Below are 22348 nucleotides of genomic sequence, written 5' to 3' on the forward strand. Positions count from 1 at the left end.
GACGTTATAAATCCTACAACATTCAGTGAAATTTCATTCGGCGCCGGTCTGTGCCTGCCTCAACGCCTGGGCCAGCTCATCCAGGGCGTTTTCCAGGCTATGCGCCCCGTCGAAGGTATGACTCAGCCGCAGGTGCTGGCGGTGCAGGCCGCTGATGCTGAACAGCTCTCCCGGCGCTATCACCACCTGCCGGGTGAGCAGGCGCTGGAACACCTGGCGCATGTCCACCACCGCCGTTGAGCGCAACCAGAAGGTGGCGCCGGCGGCAGGCATTCGGTAGCTCACTTGATCCCCCAGATGCTCATCCAGGCGCTGGCTCATCAGCCGGGCCTGCTCGTTGAGTTGCGGTCGCAACTCCCGCAGATGCTGGTCGATCCGCCCGCTGAGATAGAGCCGCGCAATCGCCCGCTGGCGGATGGAGGACAGCCGGAATTCGCGCAGCAGGAACTGGCGCTGCAGCTCGCTGCTCAAGTGGCGGGACAACAAATAGCCAAACGGCGCTTCGGGCCCGAGCATTTTTTCGAAGGTGGAAAACACCATCAGCCGCTCGGGGTTGGCCAGGTCACGCAAGGCGGTGGTCGGCTGCTCAAAGCCCAACTCGCCATGGCTGTCATTTTCTAACAACCAGCAGTCATGCCGGTTCAGCAACCGTACCAACTGCAGGCGGTCATGGGTGGGCAGGACGATGCCGGACGGCAGGCTGACGCCCGAGGAGAGCAGCGCCAGTTGAACCGGCTCATTGCCGAGCATTTGCTCGAGCAGCTCCAGGTTCAGCCCGCCGTCGGCCGTGAACGGCAGTTCCAGGACCTTCACGCCCGCGCCCTGCAACAAGCGCAGGATCAACCAGTCACAGGGCGATTCCACGATGACCGCCGCGCCCTTGAGCCCCAGCACCTCAATCAGGATCTCCAGCACCCCGCGCAGATCGGCACCGATGTACACCTCATCCGCCTGCCAGCAACGAGTCGGCGACGAGGTATAGCGCGCCGCGAGCGCTGCGCGCAGCTCCCAGACGCCGCACGGCTGCGACCATGGCTGCAGATGACGCGGGTAGTGACGTAACAATTCGCGCTCCAGCAGCAACAGTGCACCGTCCAAAGACGCTCCAAGTGCCGGCTCGTCGGCGCTGAGCACCCGCATTCCCGGGCGCCGAGCACCGGCGTATAGGCGCTCCAGCAGGTCTCCACCACTGCTGCCTGGCGGTTTATTCAACACCGGCCAGGCGTAGTAGCCCGACTTGGCCACCGAATACACCCGGCCTTCCTTCTCCAGCAGCGAGTAAGCGTATTGAATGGTCGAGATCGACACGTTCAGGCGCTCCGACAATTGCCGCAATGATGGCAACTTTACCCGGGCATCGGTGCCAACCTCGTTGATGAGGTTGATCATGTAGCGATACACCGCCTGGTAGGCGAAGTCGGTCTGCCTGTCGTCCCTGAGGTTCATAGCAGCTCACCCGCCGTCACCCCGTTAACGCCCGGTTGCCATGGCAGGCGCGCCTTGCTGCGGGGCTGCGGCCGCGCACGGAACCGCAGTGGCCGGCCGTTTGCGATAGAGGTGCTGCAGCAGGTTGATCGGCAGCCCGCTGATATCGATAACCCATTGCACCAGCATCTCGGCCACCGGTTTGCCTTGCAGCGCCTTGTGCAGCTCGGGAAGTGCCACCAGCATGCCGGGGTGGCACTGACGCAAAAAGCTTTCGAGGCGCTCGCCGTGCCGGATAAACGGCGAAAACATCAGGCAGTTCAGCTGGCTTTCATCCAGCCCAAACAGCGCCTGGGCAAAGCTGGCCGACAAGTCGCGGCCATCCGGGGTGGCGGCTTGGGCAATCAAATGCTCGGGAATCTGCTTGCGGCGCATGAACGGCGTGGCCTGCTGCACAAAGCCCGAGGCGCCCTCCTCGTAATTCAGTTCCCTCAGGCACTCGGCCTGCAAGCCCCGTAAATGCGCCATCAGCATCGGGTTTGCGTAGGTCGCGTGGCTGAAATGAAAGCCAAACTCGTCGGGTTTATAGTCCAGGAACTGCCGCAACAACGGGCCGGATGGGTACTCGACCGCTTCCATCAGGTCCGCAATGCAGATATAGGCCATGTGACGGTGGTTATCCTTTTCGGACGTATCAACAGCATCGTAGTGCTCGCCGTAGACGTCGCAGTAATAAGCGTGGCTCCACTCGTCCATGCGCGCAAACAGCCCGCTGAGCATCAGGGGCTGGCGGGCCGGGATCTCTACGCCGGCCGCCAGCGCGGCCTTTTTCAACCACGCCAGGTATTCGCGTTGCTTGCGCGCGGAATCACCACTGACCAATGCATGCACGCCACCATTCCACGTGGTCACGCGCTGGTAAAAGTCGCCAAGGGCCAGATAGGCATCGTTGCACAGGGTCTGGCGCAGGTCGCCCGAGGTCAGGTGCCCCACCATCAGCATGTTGCGCCGGCTGGTATCGCGCGCGGTGCCGGAGACCGGCCGCAGGTGGTTGAACGGCAACACTTCGTGGTTTTCCACCATCAGCAGTTCGACACGCGAATCGTCATGCATAAACAGCGCGCTGTAGCCGCGATGCAACGTATCCAGCGCCGATTGCGTCATGCCGGCATGGCGCAAGGTGGCGACGCGCAATTGAAAGGTCCGCGGCGCCCGGCCCGCGAGTGTCAGTTGTGCCGCCCGCAGCAAGGTCAAGGCGTAGCTGGTGCCGGCACCTGTACCGTGAGCCAGCAGCACCTTGTAATCACCGATCCGCTCCATGCCACCTGCCGCCACCACGATGCGTTGAATTAATAATTGAAGCGAGGTGCGCTCTGTTCGTGAGAAATGCCCTACCAAGCGTTGCAATACTTGTTGATAGACATAGTTCATGGCTTGTTCGTGAATAGCGCTCATAGTTCTACTACCTGAGTTGAAATATCAGTTTCGGGCAACCGTTACCGGGACGTGCCTGACCTGTTGTTTCTGTAGGGGCGTTGCAACCTGTGACTTCAATGAAGATTAGCACCGGGCCATACCTGCAAACGTGCGCTTCAGGGCTTCCAGCCCAGTACAAGCGGCACGCTTCGGAGTTCCGAGCTAAAACGGGCGCTCCTAGGAATATTCTGACAACTTCCTACTCTGCCCTAACTTACAAATTAAAGAATCTTCCGACATGACCAACTTTAATATAAGTTTTTCGCCTGGTCGGGCATATAGCGCATTATTGGATTTAACGGACGCACGGAGTAATTTCAGATATTCAATCATTGCTCAATCCTTGAGATGAAAGTGACCGGGCAATTATCAGCACTTGCGACGTGATTAACAGATACAGAACGGCCGATAAAACCAGTTCAGATGGGAGCAACCGTGAGGTGTCGAATGTCCAGACACGACAACGCCGCACTGGAATTCAGGGCGGCGCCAGGGGGCAGGCGGGTAATTTATCGGGTTGAAACGTTGAAGTCCCGATTCAAGCGGTAAGCAGCTTAAGCCCTGCTAAATGGCGCATTTGCCCCATGCGCCCGGGGGCAGGAATACTCGCTTGAGAATATTCCCACAGATCAAACAGCTTCTACCTGCAAGGCCACACGTTCACGGCACGGGCATTCGTCCATATAACGGTGCGCTTCAACGAACTGGCTGAACGGAAACACCGTGGTCTTCAGCGGTACCAGCACCTTGTCGGCGGTCAGTTGGTTGATGTCACGCAGGGCTCGCTGCAAGGCCACCTGGTCCTGGATGATGCCCAGTTCCGGTTTGCCGGTGAAGTTGCCGATGCAGTGCACAAAGAACTGAATATTCTTCTGGAACGCCGCGCAAGCCGGGAATGGCGTCTGGTTGCCACCTTGCAGGCCGTACAGCACCAGGCTGCCACGGGGCGCCAGCACATCGCCCAGCAGCGACATCTGCGGGCCACCCAAGCCATCGAACACCACGTCAACGCCGCGGTTGTCGGTGAACTTGTTGATTTGCATCAACAGGTCCTGCTCTTCGGTGACGATGACCTTTTCTGCCCCGAGGGACAGCAGGTATTCGCGCTCATCACTGGTCTTGGTCGCGGCAATCACCCGCACACCCAGGGCTTTGCCCAGCTGCACAAACGATGGGCCGGCACAGTGGCTGGCGTCCGTCACCAGGGCGAACTGCCCGGGTTTGACCCGCGCCAGGTCCATGTACGCAAAGTAGGCAATCAGCAGCGGCGTGTAGTGCACGCTGGCTTCAATCGGGCTCAAGACGTTCGGGTAACGGGTCAAGGCCGAACGGGGCAGGACGATTTGTTCGCCATACACCGGGTAATCATTCGGGCTCTCGGCCGGGAAGCTGGCGACCTTGTCACCCACCGCCAGGTCGTCGACGCCCTCGCCTACGGCCACCACCACACCGGCCATTTCATGGCCCAGGCCTGATGGCAGACGGGCATGGGACGACGCCAGGTTCTGGCGCCACAGAATGTCATACCAGCTGATGCCAATCGCTTCGACGCGCACCTGCACTTCGCCCGATGCGGGCTTAGCGGCTACATGCTCTTCGCATTTGAGCACCTCGGCCGGACCAAACTTGTGAAAACGGATCGTGCGGGACATCGCAAACCTCGTCAAAGTAACCTCTATTGCCATGAACTCTATCTGGGCTTTCGGAGCAAGGCCACCGGTCGCCATTAATAGTCGACATGTCTGTCATTGATTCCGCACACACGGAAAACGCACCAAGCCATGTAGGAAAACTGAATTAGCCGGTGCAGAGTACCAGCCTTTCCCCGTAAGATTCATGCCGGTCATTGTTCTTATATGACCGCTCCCGTCAAGTTTACTGACGCCGCCTGGGACACAAGATGAACCGTAACGACCTGCGTCGTGTCGACCTCAACCTGTTGATCGTATTCGAAACCTTGATGCATGAGCGCAGTGTGACCCGCGCTGCCGAGAAATTGTTCCTTGGCCAACCGGCCATCAGCGCGGCGTTATCGCGCCTGCGCGGCCTGTTCGACGACCCGTTGTTCGTGCGTACCGGGCGCAGCATGGAGCCTTCGGCCCGTGCGGTAGAAATCTTCGCCCTGCTCTCCCCGGCCCTGGACTCGATTTCCACCGCCGTCAGCCGCGCATCGGAGTTCGACCCGGCCACCAGCACCGCCGTATTCCGCATCGGCCTGTCGGACGACGTCGAATTCGCCCTGCTGCCACTGCTGCTCAAGCGCCTGCGGGCCGAAGCCCCCGGCATCGTGCTGGTGGTGCGCCGCGTCAACTACATCCTGATGCCCGGCCTGCTGGCCTCCGGGGAAATCTCCATCGGCGTGAGCTACACCACCGACTTGCCGGCCAACGCCAAGCGCAAGGTCCTGCGCCGCAGCAAGCCGATGCTGCTGCGGGCCGACAGCATGCCGGGCTCCATGAGCCTGGATGACTTCTGTGCGCGGCCCCATGCCCTGGTGTCGTTTGCCGGGGATTTGAGCGGGTTTCTGGATGAAGAGCTGGAGAAACTGGGCCGCAAGCGCCACGTGGTGCTGGCTGTGCCGCAGTTCAATGGATTGGGGACGTTGCTGGCGGGGACCGATATTGTCGCGACCGTGCCGGACTATGCCGCTGAAGCGTTGACTTCAGCGGGTGGCTTACGGGCTGAAGAGCCGCCGTTGCCTGTGCGTACGTTTGAGTTGCACATGGCGTGGCGTGGGTCTCAGGACAATGATCCGGGGGAACGGTGGTTGCGGTCGCGGATTCAGATGTTTTTTGGCGACCCTGAGAGTCTCTAGGGGCCGGATGGCGGGCTGTTTATCCGATCACTTCTGCCTTTTCAAGGACCATGGAGATCCATCCACCTCCAGTGCATTGCTACATTGGGGGCATATCTGAGGGCATGCTTTGGTTGGTTCGAAAAGGATGCCCCCAGTCTAAGGTCTAGCAGCCCAAATCTCGAAAAATCACACGCTGATGACAGGATTGGCAGGGGCAAACTCGGCGTAGGACTACAGGAAGTTGGCGATGGAAAACATCCCATTGAGCGCGATCCAGTCCCACGAGATGAGAATCAAATAAGCCAGAAAATTCAGCTAAAGAACCCAATGACGAATAGCTTATGAACACTTAAGCTGCGAGCTATTACAAGCAGCTCGAGGGTCGACTGATGTCATTTGATTTCCACCACCTTCTACTCGTTTTTACCGCCTACATTGTTGGAGCGGCAAGCCCGGGGCCCAGCAATATGCGGATCATGGGCGTTGCCATGCACCAAGGCAGAAAACCTGCGCTGATGCTTGCAGCCGGAGTGATCAGTGGTTCTTTTTTTTGGGGATCGATGGCCGCCACAGGCGTCTCGGCCATTCTGCTTCAGTTCGCAGAGGCACTCTTCGTGCTCAAGATCGTCGGCGGAGCATACTTGCTGTTCCTAGCCCTGAAAGCGGGACGTTCTGCCCTGACACCTGACGAGAAAATTGAGAAAGCGCTGGGCGCAGCACCGCCTATCTCGGGTTTTGGCCTCTACCGGCGGGGCTTGCTTATGCACCTGACCAACCCAAAGGCATTACTGGGTTGGATCGCCACGATGACGCTCGGCCTGGGACCACAAGCGACACCTGTAACAGTTATGATCATCCTGGCTGGCTGTGCCGTGTTGAGCATTTCTATTTTCTGCGGTTATGCGATCGTTTTCTCCACGGCACCGATGATTCGGGGTTATCGCAGGGCGCGCCGATGGATTGAAGGCACCCTTGCGTTGGTCTTTGGCGCAGCAGGTTTTAAGCTGCTGTTCTCGCGCGCGTGATTCAATGCCTGCTCTTGTAGGGATGGCCTAAGTTCGAAAGCCATCCACCAGCTGCTTGAGTCGTGTGGCTTGTCGTTCAAGATCGTCACAAGCAAGCAGTGTGGCCTGCAGGTTTTCCACCCCTTCCTGGTTGAGGTTTTTGATCTCGGTGATGTCGATGTTCAGTGAACCGATGACCGAAGTTTGCTCTTCAGTTGCTGTCGCCACCGACTGGTTGATTCCGTCAATCTCGCCGATGCGCTGACTGACGCTGCCCAGCCGCTCACCGGCCTGGTTGGCGATAATCACGCCGTCCTTACTGTAGCGCTCGCTTTCGTTCATGGTGAGTACCGCCTCACGTGCGCCCATCTGAAGCTCTGCAATCATTGTATGGATCTCTTGGGCTGACGTCTGCGTGCGGTAAGCCAGGCTGCGAACTTCGTCAGCTACAACAGCAAACCCACGCCCGGCTTCACCCGCCCGCGCGGCCTCGATCGCGGCATTGAGTGCCAGCAGGTTGGTCTGTTCGGAAATGCCCTTGATGACTTCAAGAATTCGACCGATATTTTCGGTCTTACCATTCAGCGCCTCTATGTTGCTGCATGACGTGCGGATTTTCCCAGAGAGCGCGCCCATGGCATTTATCGTTTGGGTCACCACCTCGCGGCCATCTTCAGCCTGGCACCGGGCATCCGACGCCTGAAGGGAAGCGTCACCCGCGTTACGCGCGATTTCCTGGGCCGCCGCGCCGAGTTCGTTAATCGCGGCCGCAATACTGTTGGTGCGATTGGCCTGGTCGTCCGAGTTCGACATTGACGCACTAGAGGTCTGCGTTACACGCCTGGCCACTTCATTGACATGCTCGGTAGCAGAAGACACTTCACGTATTGAGTGCTGAATACGTTCCACGAAAAGGTTGAAGTCTGCGGCCAGTTCTCCGAACTCATCTTTCGAATGCGCACTCAAGCGGCGGGTAAGGTCGCCCTCTCCCTGGGCGATATCCCGCATGGTTGTACCTATCAACCTCAGGGGCCGCATCAGTACGCGAATAAGCAAGCCCAGCAAAAGCAGCGTGGTCGCAACGGCAATAACCATCGACAAAATGGCGGAAGTGCGAAAGTCATCAAGTGCCGCATAAGCTTTGCTTTTGTCGATGGACAAACCGATATACCAGTTCACCGAAGGCAGTCCCTTGATCGGCGAGAACATCAAAATTTGAGGTTTTCCGTCCTGCTCCGTCTCGCTGATATGGGAGCTAAGTGATGGCGTGTTCAGGGGGTAAATATCGCTCAATTGCTTCATCACCCGTTCTTTTTCTGGATGAACCAACACCCTGCCATCTGCGTTGACCAGAAAGGCATAGCCAATTCCACCTAGGTCGAGCGAGCTGACAATGGTCGCCAGCGTCTCCAGTGTAAGATCCCCGCCTACCACTCCAAGCGGCTGGCCGTCCTGACTGACCGGCGTTGCAATGGTCATCATCAGTTGCCCTGTCGTCACATCGAGGTAAGGCTCAGTCAGCGTTGTCCCTCCTGCAGCCATTGCGTCGGTATACCAAGGCCGGGTGCGAGGATCGTAATCAGCAGGTAGATCGTCCTTTGGCCGGATGACGAAACTACCGTTACGACTGCCTAGATAAGTGAAGGTAAACGTCGATAGCAACGACCTCTGCTCCAGCAGCCGCGTGATGTTTTGCGACGCGGGATCATTGGCAACCTCCTGGGCAACATGATCTATTAGAAGTACCCGCCCAGAGAGCCAGAACTGAACGCTTGCAGCCGTGATCTTGCTCATTTCCTCTAGGTGGTTTTCAAGGTTCGAGCGAATGGTTTTGCGCTGAATCGAGTCGTTGTAAAGCGTAAAAAGCGAAAACGCTGCGACAACAACGAATGATGCTGCAAGCAATACCTTATGACTGAACTTCAGGTTCGCAATCATCATGGTTTATCTCTAGGCGTGAAGTGTTGTAATTGTTATTCGATACCAAGGTGCGTCGATGAAGGCTTGATGACGGCCAGCTGTGGATAGGCCACCAGTTTCTCGAGGTGCAGTTCAGTGCTCTCCAGCCATGATTCAGTGATTGATCGGAAATGCTCCATATCCCGGCAGCGTATTCGGAGGCAGTAATCAAGCGCACCACTCACCAAGTGACACTCAATGACTTGCGGGCAAGCACTGACAAGCGCCTCAAATACCTTTTGCGTGCTGCATCTCCTGCCCTCATCCAGTGTCACTAGAACCACCAGTGATAAACCGGGTAATAGCTTGCGCTCGTCAATAAATGCCCCGTAACCGCGGATGACGCCCAGCCTCTCCAGCTTGCGAACGCGTTGCTGACAAGGGCTCTCGCTCAAGTGCACCAGTGAGGCGAGTTTTTTTATAGGTGATGCGCCCATTGCGGCGCAATACGTCGACGATGGCCGCGTCGATGCGTCCCAAACCCTCATGGGCCGCGTGGTTCTTTGTTCCGCTGGTCATAGCCAAAGCATTTCACTTAAGCCCGTTGGACAGAAACTGCTGCAGGCGCTCGCTTCTGGGGTTATCCAGAATTTCAGGTCCGCCCTGCTCTTCAACCAGTCCTTGATGAAGGAACAGCAGTTGGTTCGACACTTTGCGTGCAAACCCCATTTCATGGGTCACCATGATCATGGTGCGCCCCTCTTCAGCAAGCCCCTGGATGACTTTGAGCACCTCGCCCACCACCTCAGGGTCAAGCGCCGAGGTGGGTTCGTCGAACAGCATGACTTCGGGCTCCATGGCGAGGGCGCGGGCGATCGCTACCCGCTGCTGTTGACCACCGGAAAGAAATGCAGGGAACTGATCGGCAACACGGGCAGGCAAGCCGACTTTATCCAAGTATCGCCGCGCACGGTCTTCTGCGTCTTTTTTGCTGATGCCTAGCACCCGACGCGGGGCAATGGTGATGTTTTCCAACACGGTCATGTGTCCCCACAGGTTGAAATGCTGGAAGACCATGGCCAAGCGGGTACGCAGTCGTTGCAGCTCGCGGTCATCCGCCACACGTAATCCAGCATGATTTTTAACCATGCAAATTGGTTTGCCATCCAAACTCATGGCACCGTCGTTGGGTGTTTCGAGAAAATTGATACAGCGCAGGAACGTACTCTTTCCCGAACCGCTCGCGCCGATCAGGCTAATGACATCGCCCGTTTTGGCCTGCAGGGAAACACCCTTGAGTACTTCATGGGTACCGTAACTCTTATGTAGTCCGTCAACCGTCAATTTGTACATGTTCGCAATCATCCTCTAAGCGGGTTGGGAGCGGCCCTGTCAGATACAGGGCTCAGTGAGTCGGCCCTAAAAAGGCCAGCCAATGACGTTCGGCAATTCGGAACACTCCGACCAACGCAAAGGTGACCGCCAGGTAAATCAGTGCCGCAATCCCAAACGATTGAAAGGTTAAAAAGGTCGCTGAGTTCGCGTCACGGGCAACTTTGAGAATGTCCGGCACCGTGGCGGTGAATGCCACCGTGGTTGAGTGCAGCATCAAGATCACTTCGTTGCTGTAATACGGCAGCGAGCGACGCAAGGCTGACGGCATGATCACAAACGCATAGAGTTTCCATCCCGAGAGGCCATACGCTTTTGCCGCCTCGACTTCGCCATGAGCGATGTTGCGAATGGCCCCGGCAAATATCTCGGTGGTGTAAGCGCACGTGTTCAGAGCGAAGGCAAGAATGGTGCAGTTCATTGCATCGCGAAAGAATGCGTCCAACACAGGCTGAGCGCGTATTGCGGCGAGGCTGTAGATTCCGGTGTAGCAGATCAGCAGTTGGATGTAGAGCGGTGTCCCCCTGAACAGGTAGGTATAAAACTGCACTGGCCAGCGCACGTAAAACCTGGGGGACACGCGTGCGATGGACAATGGAATAGATACGATAAAGCCGATGAAAAGCGATGCGCTGAGCAACCATAGTGTCATGGCCAGACCAGTGATTTGCTGGCCATCGCTGTAGACGAATGACCTCCAGTACTCCTGCAGTAGTTCGATCATCGCACTGCCTCCCGTAAACCCGCGGCGTAGTGTTTTTCCAGACAGCGCAGGACGAAGTTGGAGATGCTGGTGATGATCAGATAGGTCAGTGCAGCCAGTACCAGGAAAAAGAACAATTGATAGGTACTTTTTCCTGCGTCCTGGGCAGCCTTTACCAAATCAGCCAGGCCGATGATCGACACCAATGCGGTGGCTTTAAGAATTACCATCCAGTTATTACCCAGCCCCGGGAGGGCAAACCGCATCATTTGCGGGAATATCACAAAGCGAAAACGCTGGGCGCGACTTAACCCATAGGCAGTAGCGGCTTCGACCTGTCCACGGGGTACGGCCAGCATGGCGCCGCGGAAAGTTTCGGTGAAATAGGCGCCGTAGATAAAACCAAGGGTGATGATTCCTGCGACGAAGGGATTGATTTCGATGTACTGCCAGCCCAATGCCACTGTGATGACCGTCAGCCAGGTTTGCAGACTGTAGAAAATCAACAGCATCAGCACCAGATCCGGCACCCCACGAATCAGTGTGGTGTAGAGCTGCGCGGGCATACGCAGCAGCTTGAGACTGGACAGTTTAGCGCTGGCGCCCATCAACCCGAGCAATACGCTAAGCAAAAGAGAGCACAGGGACAGCTTGACGGTCATCCAGGTGCCTTCGAGCAGCAGCGGGCCGAAGCCTTGCAAGCTGAATGCAGAGAGCCCCAATGCGCCTAATAATGGTTCAAACATGATCAACAACCTATAGCGAAAACGCCCATCCAGCGGACGAGCGCCGGGTGGTTATTTGCCGCTGTAAAGATTCAGATCGCCAAAATGCTGCTTCTGGATCGAATCATAGGTGCCATCGTCGTGAAGAGCCTGGATCGCTTTATCCAGCAAGGCCTTGAGCTCTGTATTGCCCTTGGCGATGCCGATGGCTGTTTTGGAGGGAAGATAAGGGCTCTCGACCGACGGGCTCATTTCGTAGTCAGCGCCCTGGGGGGAGTTGATAAAACCCAGTTGGGCTTGAAGCGCATCCTGAAGGGATGCATCCAGCCGCCCCGCTACCAGGTCGTAATACACCTGATCCTGGTTCTGATAGGACTGGATTTTTATCCCGGCTTTGTCCAGCACGGCCTTGGCGTAAGCTTCCTGGATACTGCCTTGAAAATAGCCAACCGTTTTGCCTTTGAGTGATGCCACATCCGTGCTCAGGTCCGACCCCTTCTTGAACACATAGGACGTGAATCCGGAGAAAAGCTCGCTTGAAAAATCAATGGCTTTTTCACGAGTGGCCGTCACGGTCATGGATGACAGGATACCGTCGAACTTGCCGGCCCTGAGGCCTGGAATCAGGCCATCAAAATCGCTTTCCACCCAGATGCATTTGACTGAAAGCTTGACGCAAATCGCGTTGCCCAAGTCAATATCAAATCCCTTGAGGCTGCCATCGGCGGCCTTGGACTCAAACGGCGCGTAATTGGCATCTACGCCGAAACGCAAGGTGGAGTATTCTTTGGCAGACACTGCACTTGTGCACAACGCCAAGCCCATTACTAAACATAGCTTCTTTAGCGAAATCATAATTACATCCCTAGATATTGTAGTTGGATTAAGGGCAGTAAACATCCGACAGCATTAACCATGACGCTCGTTATTATTTAGCGAGACCTGCGTCTGGACTTGAACGTTACCTGAGTACGGCGACTTTACGAATATGGCAAATTGAACGTTATCACGAGCAAAATGCTCGCCTTTCAAGCAGACACCAATTTCATCATTAACAGTCCACTGACAATCAATACGGCGGCCACGATACGCAACAGCGTGGCGGGTTCACCCATGAAGAAAATACCTGCAGCAAAAGCTCCCACAGCGCCGATCCCCGTCCAGATGGTGTATGCCGTACCCAGCGGCAAGCTCTTCATCGAGAAGGACAACAGCGCAAAACTGGCAATCACGGTTACAAATGTAATGACCGTGGGCACTAATCGCGTAAACCCTTCAGATTGCTTCATCGAAAAAGCCCACACCACTTCAAATACTCCTGCAATGATCAAACTCACCCAAGCCATGAGCAACTCCTAAACGATAAAAAACGCATAGACTGTTCGCGCCAGACGCAATTAAAACGTCAACGTTATTAAAAAGACCCCCGCGAGGACGGGGGTAAAGACGGGTTGACCAAACCCTAGTTTCGTGATGTTTTCAACTCAATCACTTGAATGTTGCGTCCAGCGCGAACGCAATATCCTTGATCAAGTCATCTGGGTCTTCCAATCCGACTGAAAAGCGCAAATGACCGTACTGGCGGAACTCTTCGGGGTACTTGTCAAAGCCACCTCGACCCTCTGCACCTACGTGCACGATCAGTGATTCGTCGTGCCCTAATGAAACGGCCGACGTGATGATGCGCAGGTTCGATACAAAGCGGTTCTGGGCATCAGGATCACCCTCTACGGCAAACGCCATCACTGCACCATAGCCCTTGCCCGCAAATTGCCGGCGCGCCAACTCGTGCTGTGGATGGGAGGACAAACCGGGGTAGTAGACGTAGGCAATCCGATCGTCGTTGTCCAGAAAGTGAGCCAACTTCTCGGCCGAGTTCAGCAATTGCTTTAAACGCAGAGGCAACGTGACCGATCCGCGCATTATCATCCATGCATTGAACGGAGAAATGGTCGCACCGAGGTCAACCAAGGCATCGTTCTTGATCTTGTTGATCAACTGGTTGGAGCCGATCACCACCCCACCCATGGCATCACCATGACCATTGATGTACTTGGTCAATGAGTGAATGACAAAGTCGACGCCGTGTTGACTTGCACGGAAAAATGGAGGGGGCGTGAACGTGGCATCTACAGAGATCAGCGCGCCATGGGCGTGTGCAATTTCAGCCAATGCGGCAATGTCTGCAACTTTCGTGGTGGGGTTGGCGATCGTTTCAGTGTGGATCAGTTTGGTATTGGGCCGAATGGCATTACGCACCGATTCGAGGTCACCGACATCCACGAAGGTGGCTTCAATGCCGTAACGCTCAGGCAGGAGTTCGGCGAAAAGCCGCCAGACCGCCTGGTAGGTGATGTCACTGACAATGACATGGTCGCCACTTTTCAGGAATGAAAAAAACACTGAGTGCAACGCCGCGACACCGGTCGCGAATACCACCGCATCTTCACACCCTTCAAGGGCCGCGAGTTTTTTCTCAAGGCAGACCTGGTTGTGACCTTGATTGCGTGTGTACACGAGCCCATCCGGACTCGACCAGTCCATGGTCGCGGGGTCTTCCGGCAAGAGATAGGAGTTCGCCATAACCAATGGCGTACGGACGGCGCCACTGGTGACATCCGCGACATTGCCGCCATGAACAGCAAGTGTCGCTGCAGATAATGTCGAAAGGTTGTGCTTATCGGGGCGCATGTCGATTCCTCGTTATTGTTGTGTAATTCATTCTTGAGTTGAGCGAATTGTTTAGCTTCCACTCACACCGTTGATGCAAATGACCTTGGGCTGCGTCATATCTTCGTAAGCAAAACGTACGCCCTCGCGGCCCATGCTCCCGTACTTGAAACCGCCGAAAGGCATTGCATCAAAGCGGTAGTCGGAAGAGTCGTTGATCATCACCCCGCCCGCCTCCAGTCGTTTAGCGGCGGTCATTGCAACCTTCAGATTGCTGGTGAAGATCCCAGCATGCAGGCTGTATTCAGGCTCGTTAGCCAGCGCTAACGCTTCATCCAGGGAGGCGACGCTCTGGAGGATGACCACCGGGCTGAACACTTCTTCGCACCACAACTTGCATTGGCGGTCGACGCCTTCCAGCACGGTAGGCGAATAGAGCGAGCCGTTGCGTGTGTTGCCAAACAACAACGTGGCGCCTTTGGCAATGGCGTCATTGACCACTTCCTCGGTACGCTTGGCTGACGCCTCGGTAATCATCGGCCCTACGTCCGTCTGCTCATCAGCAGGGTTGCCGACGATCAACTTAGAGGTCTGTTCAACAAAGCGCGTTTTGAAGGCTTCATAGAGTGAGGCCTCAATGAGGATCCGTTGGGTACCGATGCAGTTTTGTCCGGCCGCCCAGAAAGCCCCCGACACGCATGAATCAACGGTTTCATCCAAATCACAATCAGCCATCACGATGACCGGCGCATTACCGCCAAGGTCCATCGCTAGCTTCTTGAGGCCAGCTGTACGAGCGATCTGCTCACCCGTGACAAAGCCGCCGGTGAAAGACACCATGCGCACCGCACGGTGGGCCACAAGAGCCTTGCCCAGGGCGGCGCCGCCTGTTGCGACGGTGACAACAACCGGAGGCAGACCCGCGTCGATCAAGCACTCCACCAGCTTGATCGCTGATAGCGGTGTGAGCTCAGACGGCTTGAGAACAACTGCATTTCCTCCTGCAATGGCAGGCCCCAATTTATGCGCGACCAGGTTAAGCGGGTCGTTGTAAGGGGTGATGGCAACGATGACGCCCAACGGTTCACGGGTGAACCAGCCCTGACGGGATTCAGACCCGACATAGGCGTCAAAAGGAATGACTTCACCGGCATTGCGCTTGGCTTCTTCGGCAGACAACTTCAAGGTATTGACGCATCGCAACACCTCCTTTCGCGCCTGCTTCAGCGTTTTTCCTGACTCCGCGACGATCAGTTTGGCAAAGGAGTCCTTGTCACGCTCGACTGAGCTTGCGGCCTTTTCCAAGATACGCGCACGCTCATGGCGCGGCAGATCCTTGGCAATCAAGGCACCTAAAATGGCGGTGTCAACTATCGTGGTAGCGGATGATGCGGGTATGTCTGCCACTTCACCCACTTTGCTGCCGTCAAACGGGCTGAGCACCGTAATGGCCTTATAATCAGCAGCGAGCGAGAGACTCAAGCTATTCATGATTACTTACCTGACGTGGTTTTGTGGTTGTGGATGCTTACGATGTCGGCGAGCAAGGCAAATGCGGTTTCAAAACGACCTGCCCCCGCACCCACTACAGTGACGGGACCGAGAATGGCCGTGTTGAAGGTAATTGCGTTGGTGGCTCCGCTCACGGCTGAGAGCGCGTCGCTCGCCGGCAAGAGCTTCGGACTCACTGATGCTGAAATCGAACCATCGCTCCGTTTCTCTGCGCTGCCAATCAGCTTCCAGCGGGCATTTGCTTTCGTCGCCTCGGCAATATCCTTGGCCGTGATTTCAGAAATCCCTTTGCACAGGACGTCGCTTGGTTTGAGTTTTGCGCCTAGCAGTTCATTGGCGAGGATGACAACCTTCAAGCGCACATCGTGCCCTTCTACATCCGCTGTTGGGTCAGCTTCGGCATACCCCAATTCCTGCGCTTTTGCGACAGCACTGGAGAAGTCCAACCCCGTCTCCATGCTGGAGAGGACAAAGTTTGAAGTACCGTTGAGAATCCCCTTGAAGCCGGTGATTTCCGAGCCTGCCAGTGACTCCTTGGCCAAACGGATAACCGGGGTCCCGCTCATGACAGAACCTTCAAATTCAAAGCGGGCGCCGGTGCTATCGGCCAGCGTCTTCAAGCTTTGTGCATGCAGCGCCACGGGCCCTTTGTTGGTGGTCACGACACTGACGCCCTTTTCCAGAGCCCAGCGGCAGAAGGTCGTAGCCGGTTCACCATCCACAGGATTGGTGAACGTTGCCTCAGCGACAATATCGGCGCCAGAGAAGCGGATAACGGTTTCGTTTGCCGGCTCAGCAGTCCCGCCGGCCAGGGTCCTGAAACTGCCTTTAGCAGCAGGCACTGCTGCCAATTCACGAGCGTCCAGGCCGTCTTTGTTAATGATCGAACCGAGGTAAAGGTCACTGACACCGACAATCTTCAAGGTAAAACCTAATTCATCGGCCCAACGCGAATTCTTATCGGCAATAAGCTGGGTCAGCGCGCGGTTAACGCCACCAAATCCAAGCAACGCAATTTTGTATTCAGTCACGACAGGGTTCTCATTGTTATGTTGTGGTGCTGAGATAGTAAGCCGCCAACTTAACTTTTCGAATATGGCAAACAGAACGTTGTTGCGAGCAAAATGCTCGTACAACAGCGCAACTTGCTATTTTGTGCTCGACAGAACAAAAGACGTTACGGTATTCAGGACTCCCGGCAGCGTCGAGATCTCACTCCATACCCTGTGGATACGATCTGCATTCATCGCCTGAACCGTCAGTACAATATCGAGGTCGCCACTCATCACATTGCAGGAAATAACTTCAGGCATTGCACCAACGGAGCGAACAACTTCTGAATCTCGCATACGATCCTTACGATAAACGAAGATTAATGCATTAATGGGTCCTGCATCAGCTGAAGGCATACCTTTAATAATTGTGTAGCCTCGGACATACCCATCTCGCTCCAATCTCTCAATCCGCAGCCTGACTGCGTTCCTGGACAAATTGACTTTTAGGGCAATATCGTTGTGGGCCAACCGTGCATTGCGAGTTAGCTCCTCCAAAATCTTTTCATCAACTTTATCTAAAACACGTTTCATCTCTGGCTCCGGACTTATAACGAGTGAGACTCCGTGTCTTTTGATAATGCCCTGACCAGTGAGATCAGCGACCTGACGTCGTTGGGAATTGAAGTACAGTCTTGTTCAGCAACTACAGGAACACCAATTGTATTTAGGTGGCCAACAATCTCTGACTTTTGGGTTGCAGTGCCAACTTTCGACGGATGTGTGGTTGCCAGGCAAATCATGGGGATCATCAAGCTGCGTCTGCTTACACGTGCAGCGCGCAAGCCGATGGCGGTATTGGGACTGACCAGATATCCACTCTCTGCAAAGACCTCATGAATACAACTGAATGCGTCTGCATCGTCCACAGCCAGTGAGTCAAACAGTTTGCGTGCCTCCAACCATTCATCCTGCGCTAACTGAATAGTTCCCTCGCCTTCTAGCAACTGCATATTACGAGCTACTTTTTCTCCGCATCGATTTAAAATGCTCCACTGTAGGCGCTCAAAATTAGAGGCTAATGAAACATTCATAGTGGGAATTTTGGTAGCACGAATTTCATTTCGACTGTACAGATTTGATTGGAGAAAGTTATGCAGTCCGGCGTTAGCATTCGTGGCAACGATAAGCTGTCGAATCGGCAGTCCCATTTGCTTGGCAATATAACCAGCGTACAGGGCGCCAAAATTTCCAGTCGGGACACTGAAAGCAATCTCTCTTTTAGGCGCACCGAGCTGAAGAGCAGAATAGAAATAGAAGGAGAGGTGCGCAAGTACGCGAACCCAATGCACTGAGTTGAACGAAATAAGATGCTGCCGTGCATTGTTACTTTGTTTCAGGAACTGCTCACACAAACGATGACAATCAGAATAGTCTCCGTCGACCGCAACATTCACAACATTATCTTCGTGCGTACTCAGTAAGCGTATGCGATCCTCCGCCGTTAACCCCATGGAAGGATGCAATACCAACAACGTAACGCCCTTCATTCCCGAAAATGCTTTTATTGCTGCGGCGCCAGTATCTCCACCTGTACAACCTATAATCAGCGCCTTCTTACCAGACCTGAGTAAATCATGATCGATAAAGCGAGACATCAACTGAAGGCCAACGTCTTGGTAGACGCCTGACGGCCCATGAAACAATTCGAGTATCCACTCGTTACTTGCGGTCTGGTACAGCGGTGTCACTGCGTTGCTTTTAAAACAATCAAAAATCTCCTCAAGTATCCGAGACAACAGATCCTGCTCAATCCATCCCCCCAGAAAGGGCTCGATTACGTAGCGAGCCAATTCATGGAAGGGCAACCATTCGAGCTTTGAGAGCTCCTCCTTTTTGAAGCGGGGAACCTTGTGCGGCACGTACAAGCCACCGTCAGGCGCGTACGCCCCCATCAGCACCTCGCTGAATTCGTACGTTCTACCAGGGGTCCGTGTGCTGACGTATTTCATGATCCAAGACACCCTCAAGCCATTTCCGAGCCAGCCACCTGCAAGCTGGGGCTTCTCCGGAATTCAATGCGGTAGCGTTAATCGCCTTTGATCCAGCTTCATACCAATGACCATAAAAGTCAATATATCGACTATCATATCTCGCTAACGGTATTCCGTTCCCGTTACACGCCCCCCCCTTTTGTCCAAGCCCATGGGATGTGCGAGGGCCGACAATGCTTAGAAATGGGAGAACACCATGTGTGCCAAGAATCTGCTGCACTCGCTTTATCAGTACAAGGCATGGTCTGAGGATGTGTTATTCAGGTGCTTGAAAGCGCCCATTTCGCAGTCGTTTCCTGTGGAAATGGAGAAGGCCTGTTATTGGCTCAGGCACATCAATATTGTGGACCAACTATTCATCGCCAGACTGCAGGGAAAACCGGAGGAATTTGACGACGTCGTCACTGAGCAGCGGCAAGACATTCGTCAGTTGGAAGAGGCTTTCACAACGGCAAATCAATGGTTTGTCGATTACACGAAATCAGTCACTGCAAAGGAGCTGTCTGAACCGGTGGAATTTATTTTCAAGGATGGCAAACCCGGCAACATGACCAAAGAACAAATCCTTGCTCATGTGCTTTCTCATGGCCTGCAGCATCGAGGAAGTGTTAGCACGATCCTACCCAGGGAAATCCTGGAGGGACACCAAGATCATTTCACAACGTTTTTGAAACTGTAGGCAGTTGGATTTCTGCCTCCTCAACCATGATGAGGCAGAGTGTTCACCGCAGTGCTCAGCTCAATTCGAGCGCGTCTATCACCGCTGCAATTTGCTTGCGTCCTTCCCCTTCGATGGTTCTAAGCGGCAAAGGCACGCTCGGAGAGTGAGTAATGCCGCGTAGCTCCGCTGCAGTGGCTATCACGCGAAAGCTACCGCCAAATTGGCTGAACAATGCCCAAAGCGGCTTCAAGGATTCGGAGAGGCGCATAGCCTCAAAGGCGTCACCTGACAATGCTGCTCGTGTGATGGCGAGCGCCGTATTGGGGAACAAACCGCCCATGACCGAATACCAGGCATCGCAGCCGGCATTCATTCCAACAGCGGCAAACGCATCGCCGCTTATTCCAATAGTCACGTGACTCGGAATCAATTTCCGCAGGCGCTCCACACGCTCCCTGGCCAGATGTGGCGCCTCGGGGACGCCAGGGATTTTGATTGAGCTGACATTGGGTAGCTCTGCAATACGCCCGTGTAACTCATCGGTAAATTCGAAATGAGTGGTACCAGGATTGTCATAGACACATAGCGGGATTGAGACGTTGGCCGAAACCATTTCGTACATCGAGAACACATCGTCCTGAGTCAGTTTTTGATATGACACGGGTGGCAGCAGCAAGGCTTTGACCCCCACGGCTTGCGCATCCTCAGCCAGCAGCAAAACGTCGCGTGTACGCAGCGCGCCGATGCTCACCATCACAGGCACGTCCTCCGCGGCCTCTACTGCCAACTGAGCAACTCGAGAACGTTCGGCTCGAGAAAGATACGCATAGCTTCCGGTGGATCCTAGAGCCCCGATGGAATCTACTTTAGCTGCCACCAATTGCTGCACAAGACAAGTAAAAGCATTTTCGTCCACACCCTGCTCATCCATAGGGGTCAGAGGAAATGCACTAAGACCGGTAAACATCGTCATCACTCCTTGCAGTGGTCTATGGACTATTTGGCCCCAGGACCAATCAGTGAGCTTTCGATCTGGACGCCTGGCATCATTTGCTGCAACCCTTCGATGAGTTTGTCCCCCGCTTCCGTCAGGGCTTCAAGCGGCATCGCCGGCAGACTCTCCAGAATGAACCACATGCTCCTCGCGTCAGCACCGAGACGGGTCCTGACACCTTGCCGCCAATTCCAGCGACGGCAGGTCACGCCTTTGTCATCGCGCCAGACAACCTCGCCGGCATCCGGATACTCGAAGGCAGCAGCCCCCTCTTTCATTGTGTCAAAAGCCTCAGTGCCATCAGCGACTACGAGCCGTGGGGAGCCCACATAGGCTTCAATGTTTTCCCCGCCAACCGGGATGGCGTACTCAATGCTGATTGCGTTGTAGAGATCGACGATGGGATCCAGGCTAGGCAAGCTGCCGTCACGTAAAACTCGTTTACGCAGCGCTTCAGCTGAACAAGGTGTGCGCTGCGGCTTGGCCCCAAACTTTCGAAAGGTCTCAGCCCATGCAGCCAGATGGCCTTCTCCCCAGCTTGGCCCACCTTCCTGCACAGCCTTGCAAGCACGGTCCAGCGCAGCCTGGGCCACCTCAGGATGAGCCAGTGGTGCAGCTTCCACCACGATACTCAGGGCCCTGAACTCCGGCGCCAGCTCGGCAACGGCTTGATCGATTAACGGCAGTACGGACAGCATCAAAAACCTCCAGGAACCTAAATGTCATTTCATGCTAGTCAGCGACGACCAATAAAGTCAATATAATGACCATTATCATCTACTATAACGGCTGAGCCGATTGACGGAGCTACTTATAAAGGCCGAGAATCCCAGCACATTTTTCTCATGACCTTCATCAATGACCACCAATACCAGCCTGTCGACTACCCCTGGCGCTGATGCTCATGCCGTCAGCCTGGCCGTTGCGCGCACACTTAAACAGGCACGCAAAACACAGAAGATCACGCTGGATGAACTTTCCCGCCGTGCTGGCGTGAGCAAAGGAATGGTTGTCGAAATAGAGAAATGTACGGCGAACCCCAGTATCGGCATCCTTTGCAAAATCGCCGCCGCGCTTGGACTGTCTGTTGCAGACATCGTCAATGTGACCGAAGCCCCATCCGCCCATATCATCGACAGCCAAGACATCCCCACGCTCTGGACCGGTGACCTGGGAGGAACGGCGCGCCTCCTGGCGGGAACGTCCGGCCCTAATATGATCGAGCTGTGGCGTTGGGAAATGCATCCAGGCGAATCTTTCGCTTCACAGGGGCATCCTCAGGGCACGCTTGAACTGTTTCATGTGGAGAAAGGCACGCTGAAATGCGTGGTAGGGGAAACAGAGTTGGTCATCCCTGCGGGGAGTTCGGCAGTGGCGAAAACCGATGTACCTCATTCCTATTCCAACGCTGGCAGATCCAAGTTGGTGTTCACCATGTCCGTGACGGAGATGCATCAGTAGATACCGGCAGACTCGCAGCCAGTGAGCATGTGTAAGGCGGGCGAACCAGCCAATTTCAAAAGGGCTGCGCCACCGAAAGCCATCAAGCCCCACGTAGCATCACCGCCAGGGCGTGCACTCGCAATTGCGAGTGCATCGCATGCAACTGGGGGCAAAATTGGGGGCATATTTGATATTTTTCTGCCTGAAAATATCGTCCTAGAGCCTAGTCAAAATGTTTTTTGGAAGCTCTGTCAACATGGAGCAGTTATGACTGACAGCTCTCGGCCAATAGCGGCCGTTCTGGAATGGCAGGAAACGACCGATAACTGCCTTCGATACGCGACTTTCGCCCGTCAGCGGCTCGATTGTAAGAATATGGCGGAGAGCTGCAAAACCGCCTACGCTTATAGAATGATTCCTCGAACGCCTTGCCCATCTGGTGGTATAGAGCCGAGAGATCTGACTTCCTTTGACCGTCCGCTTAACACCTACCCGGACCAACCCGCGCCTATCGCCAGCAACTGCCCCCTGAGTCCGGTCCACACAACCAGCAGTACGGCGCAACGGGTAAAAGCCAGACCCAGTACCCCCACCTGCCGTT

At 55.1% G+C, this 22348-nt stretch carries 20 protein-coding genes and 2 pseudogenes; 4 read left to right on the top strand and 18 right to left on the bottom strand.

Annotated features, from left to right (window positions below; genetic code table 11):
• Positions 1 to 33 precede the first annotated feature (33 nt).
• The 3 genes from ACUN0G_RS29530 to ACUN0G_RS29540 form a co-directional block, all read right to left on the bottom strand.
• A complete protein-coding gene (locus ACUN0G_RS29530; protein WP_421524331.1) occupies positions 34 to 1446 on the bottom strand; it encodes an aminotransferase-like domain-containing protein in 1413 nt (470 codons plus the stop codon).
• Positions 1447 to 1470: 24 nt separating this feature from the next.
• Positions 1471 to 2880: a hypothetical protein gene (locus ACUN0G_RS29535; protein ID WP_445575094.1), complete on the bottom strand. Its 1410-nt coding sequence runs from the start codon at positions 2878 to 2880 to the stop codon at positions 1471 to 1473.
• A 650-nt stretch (positions 2881 to 3530) separates the two neighbouring features.
• The gene (locus tag ACUN0G_RS29540) at positions 3531 to 4553 is read right to left on the bottom strand and encodes a zinc-dependent alcohol dehydrogenase family protein (protein WP_445575095.1); all 1023 of its coding nucleotides are present in this window, start codon (positions 4551 to 4553) and stop codon (positions 3531 to 3533) included.
• Positions 4554 to 4801: 248 nt separating this feature from the next.
• Between ACUN0G_RS29540 and ACUN0G_RS29545 the strand changes: the two genes are divergently transcribed.
• Both ACUN0G_RS29545 and ACUN0G_RS29550 read left to right on the top strand, forming a co-directional pair.
• Complete coding sequence (locus ACUN0G_RS29545; protein ID WP_008433801.1) at positions 4802 to 5716, top strand: LysR family transcriptional regulator; 915 nt, start codon at positions 4802 to 4804, stop codon at positions 5714 to 5716.
• Positions 5717 to 6087: 371 nt separating this feature from the next.
• Positions 6088 to 6723, top strand: a complete 636-nt coding sequence (locus ACUN0G_RS29550) for a LysE family translocator (RefSeq protein ID WP_027616449.1) — start codon at positions 6088 to 6090, stop codon at positions 6721 to 6723.
• 27 nt (positions 6724 to 6750) lie between these two features.
• Here the strand turns inward: ACUN0G_RS29550 and ACUN0G_RS29555 are convergent, their stop codons facing one another.
• The 13 genes and pseudogenes from ACUN0G_RS29555 to thrC all read right to left on the bottom strand — a co-directional run bounded on the left by ACUN0G_RS29555 (position 6751) and on the right by thrC (position 18607).
• The gene (locus ACUN0G_RS29555) at positions 6751 to 7515 is read right to left on the bottom strand and encodes a methyl-accepting chemotaxis protein (protein ID WP_373682479.1); all 765 of its coding nucleotides are present in this window, start codon (positions 7513 to 7515) and stop codon (positions 6751 to 6753) included.
• A 93-nt stretch (positions 7516 to 7608) separates the two neighbouring features.
• Positions 7609 to 8643: pseudogene (locus ACUN0G_RS29560) on the bottom strand (cache domain-containing protein); the annotation flags it as partial.
• Positions 8644 to 8675: 32 nt separating this feature from the next.
• A pseudogene (locus ACUN0G_RS29565) lies at positions 8676 to 9180 on the bottom strand (Lrp/AsnC family transcriptional regulator).
• Positions 9181 to 9192: 12 nt separating this feature from the next.
• On the bottom strand, positions 9193 to 9954 hold the full coding sequence (locus ACUN0G_RS29570; RefSeq protein WP_027616446.1) for an ABC transporter ATP-binding protein: 762 nt from the start codon (positions 9952 to 9954) through the stop codon (positions 9193 to 9195).
• Positions 9955 to 10006: 52 nt separating this feature from the next.
• The gene (locus ACUN0G_RS29575; RefSeq protein WP_027616445.1) at positions 10007 to 10717 is read right to left on the bottom strand and encodes an ABC transporter permease; all 711 of its coding nucleotides are present in this window, start codon (positions 10715 to 10717) and stop codon (positions 10007 to 10009) included.
• Positions 10714 to 11442, bottom strand: coding sequence for an ABC transporter permease (locus ACUN0G_RS29580; RefSeq protein ID WP_445575096.1), 729 nt, complete (start codon positions 11440 to 11442; stop codon positions 10714 to 10716). Before ACUN0G_RS29580 ends, ACUN0G_RS29575 begins: the two co-directional genes overlap by 4 nt.
• Positions 11443 to 11493: 51 nt before the next feature.
• On the bottom strand, positions 11494 to 12276 hold the full coding sequence (locus ACUN0G_RS29585) for a transporter substrate-binding domain-containing protein (protein ID WP_445575097.1): 783 nt from the start codon (positions 12274 to 12276) through the stop codon (positions 11494 to 11496).
• 173 nt (positions 12277 to 12449) lie between these two features.
• On the bottom strand, positions 12450 to 12767 hold the full coding sequence (locus ACUN0G_RS29590; RefSeq protein WP_027616442.1) for a DMT family transporter: 318 nt from the start codon (positions 12765 to 12767) through the stop codon (positions 12450 to 12452).
• A 142-nt stretch (positions 12768 to 12909) separates the two neighbouring features.
• Positions 12910 to 14112 (bottom strand): trans-sulfuration enzyme family protein, encoded by a 1203-nt coding sequence (locus ACUN0G_RS29595; protein ID WP_027616441.1) that lies wholly within the window; start codon positions 14110 to 14112, stop codon positions 12910 to 12912.
• A 51-nt stretch (positions 14113 to 14163) separates the two neighbouring features.
• Positions 14164 to 15582 carry an aldehyde dehydrogenase family protein gene (locus tag ACUN0G_RS29600; protein WP_445575098.1) on the bottom strand — a complete coding sequence of 473 codons (1419 nt, stop codon included), beginning with the start codon at positions 15580 to 15582 and terminating at the stop codon, positions 14164 to 14166.
• Between the two features lie 2 nt (positions 15583 to 15584).
• Positions 15585 to 16634 carry a homoserine dehydrogenase gene (locus ACUN0G_RS29605; RefSeq protein ID WP_041021436.1) on the bottom strand — a complete coding sequence of 350 codons (1050 nt, stop codon included), beginning with the start codon at positions 16632 to 16634 and terminating at the stop codon, positions 15585 to 15587.
• Between the two features lie 117 nt (positions 16635 to 16751).
• The gene (locus ACUN0G_RS29610; protein WP_027606629.1) at positions 16752 to 17189 is read right to left on the bottom strand and encodes an Lrp/AsnC family transcriptional regulator; all 438 of its coding nucleotides are present in this window, start codon (positions 17187 to 17189) and stop codon (positions 16752 to 16754) included.
• Positions 17190 to 17203: 14 nt separating this feature from the next.
• A complete protein-coding gene (gene thrC, locus ACUN0G_RS29615) occupies positions 17204 to 18607 on the bottom strand; it encodes a threonine synthase (protein ID WP_445575099.1) in 1404 nt (467 codons plus the stop codon).
• 238 nt (positions 18608 to 18845) lie between these two features.
• Between thrC and ACUN0G_RS29620 the strand changes: the two genes are divergently transcribed.
• Positions 18846 to 19328 (top strand): DinB family protein, encoded by a 483-nt coding sequence (locus tag ACUN0G_RS29620; RefSeq protein ID WP_286835588.1) that lies wholly within the window; start codon positions 18846 to 18848, stop codon positions 19326 to 19328.
• Positions 19329 to 19383: 55 nt separating this feature from the next.
• Here ACUN0G_RS29620 and ACUN0G_RS29625 read toward each other — a convergent pair whose 3' ends face one another.
• Both ACUN0G_RS29625 and ACUN0G_RS29630 read right to left on the bottom strand, forming a co-directional pair.
• Positions 19384 to 20277, bottom strand: a complete 894-nt coding sequence (locus ACUN0G_RS29625) for a dihydrodipicolinate synthase family protein (protein WP_027616436.1) — start codon at positions 20275 to 20277, stop codon at positions 19384 to 19386.
• Positions 20278 to 20306: 29 nt separating this feature from the next.
• Entirely contained in the window at positions 20307 to 21002 is a 696-nt protein-coding gene (locus ACUN0G_RS29630; RefSeq protein WP_027616435.1) for a B3/B4 domain-containing protein, read from the bottom strand.
• Positions 21003 to 21162: 160 nt separating this feature from the next.
• Here ACUN0G_RS29630 and ACUN0G_RS29635 point away from each other — a divergent pair, with 160 nt between their 5' ends.
• On the top strand, positions 21163 to 21765 hold the full coding sequence (locus ACUN0G_RS29635; protein WP_027616434.1) for an XRE family transcriptional regulator: 603 nt from the start codon (positions 21163 to 21165) through the stop codon (positions 21763 to 21765).
• The last annotated feature ends 583 nt before the right edge of the window (positions 21766 to 22348 follow it).

The organism is Pseudomonas sp. 32A, from assembly GCF_052682255.1.

Excerpts from the sequence above, each read along its gene's own strand:
- ACUN0G_RS29610 (WP_027606629.1), bottom strand. The coding sequence starts at position 17,189 with ATGAAACGTGTTTTAGATAAAGTTGATGAAAAGATTTTGGAGGAGCTA.
- ACUN0G_RS29575 (WP_027616445.1), bottom strand. The coding sequence starts at position 10,717 with ATGATCGAACTACTGCAGGAGTACTGGAGGTCATTCGTCTACAGCGAT.
- ACUN0G_RS29570 (WP_027616446.1), bottom strand. The coding sequence starts at position 9,954 with ATGTACAAATTGACGGTTGACGGACTACATAAGAGTTACGGTACCCAT.
- ACUN0G_RS29535 (WP_445575094.1), bottom strand. The coding sequence starts at position 2,880 with ATGAGCGCTATTCACGAACAAGCCATGAACTATGTCTATCAACAAGTA.
- ACUN0G_RS29555 (WP_373682479.1), bottom strand. The coding sequence starts at position 7,515 with ATGTCGAACTCGGACGACCAGGCCAATCGCACCAACAGTATTGCGGCC.
- ACUN0G_RS29590 (WP_027616442.1), bottom strand. The coding sequence starts at position 12,767 with ATGGCTTGGGTGAGTTTGATCATTGCAGGAGTATTTGAAGTGGTGTGG.
- ACUN0G_RS29630 (WP_027616435.1), bottom strand. The coding sequence starts at position 21,002 with ATGCTGTCCGTACTGCCGTTAATCGATCAAGCCGTTGCCGAGCTGGCG.
- ACUN0G_RS29530 (WP_421524331.1), bottom strand. The coding sequence starts at position 1,446 with ATGAACCTCAGGGACGACAGGCAGACCGACTTCGCCTACCAGGCGGTG.
- ACUN0G_RS29635 (WP_027616434.1), top strand. The coding sequence starts at position 21,163 with ATGACCACCAATACCAGCCTGTCGACTACCCCTGGCGCTGATGCTCAT.
- ACUN0G_RS29545 (WP_008433801.1), top strand. The coding sequence starts at position 4,802 with ATGAACCGTAACGACCTGCGTCGTGTCGACCTCAACCTGTTGATCGTA.
- ACUN0G_RS29625 (WP_027616436.1), bottom strand. The coding sequence starts at position 20,277 with ATGTTTACCGGTCTTAGTGCATTTCCTCTGACCCCTATGGATGAGCAG.
- ACUN0G_RS29540 (WP_445575095.1), bottom strand. The coding sequence starts at position 4,553 with ATGTCCCGCACGATCCGTTTTCACAAGTTTGGTCCGGCCGAGGTGCTC.
- ACUN0G_RS29550 (WP_027616449.1), top strand. The coding sequence starts at position 6,088 with ATGTCATTTGATTTCCACCACCTTCTACTCGTTTTTACCGCCTACATT.
- ACUN0G_RS29600 (WP_445575098.1), bottom strand. The coding sequence starts at position 15,582 with ATGAATAGCTTGAGTCTCTCGCTCGCTGCTGATTATAAGGCCATTACG.
- ACUN0G_RS29595 (WP_027616441.1), bottom strand. The coding sequence starts at position 14,112 with ATGCGCCCCGATAAGCACAACCTTTCGACATTATCTGCAGCGACACTT.
- ACUN0G_RS29585 (WP_445575097.1), bottom strand. The coding sequence starts at position 12,276 with ATGATTTCGCTAAAGAAGCTATGTTTAGTAATGGGCTTGGCGTTGTGC.
- thrC (WP_445575099.1), bottom strand. The coding sequence starts at position 18,607 with ATGAAATACGTCAGCACACGGACCCCTGGTAGAACGTACGAATTCAGC.
- ACUN0G_RS29620 (WP_286835588.1), top strand. The coding sequence starts at position 18,846 with ATGTGTGCCAAGAATCTGCTGCACTCGCTTTATCAGTACAAGGCATGG.
- ACUN0G_RS29580 (WP_445575096.1), bottom strand. The coding sequence starts at position 11,442 with ATGTTTGAACCATTATTAGGCGCATTGGGGCTCTCTGCATTCAGCTTG.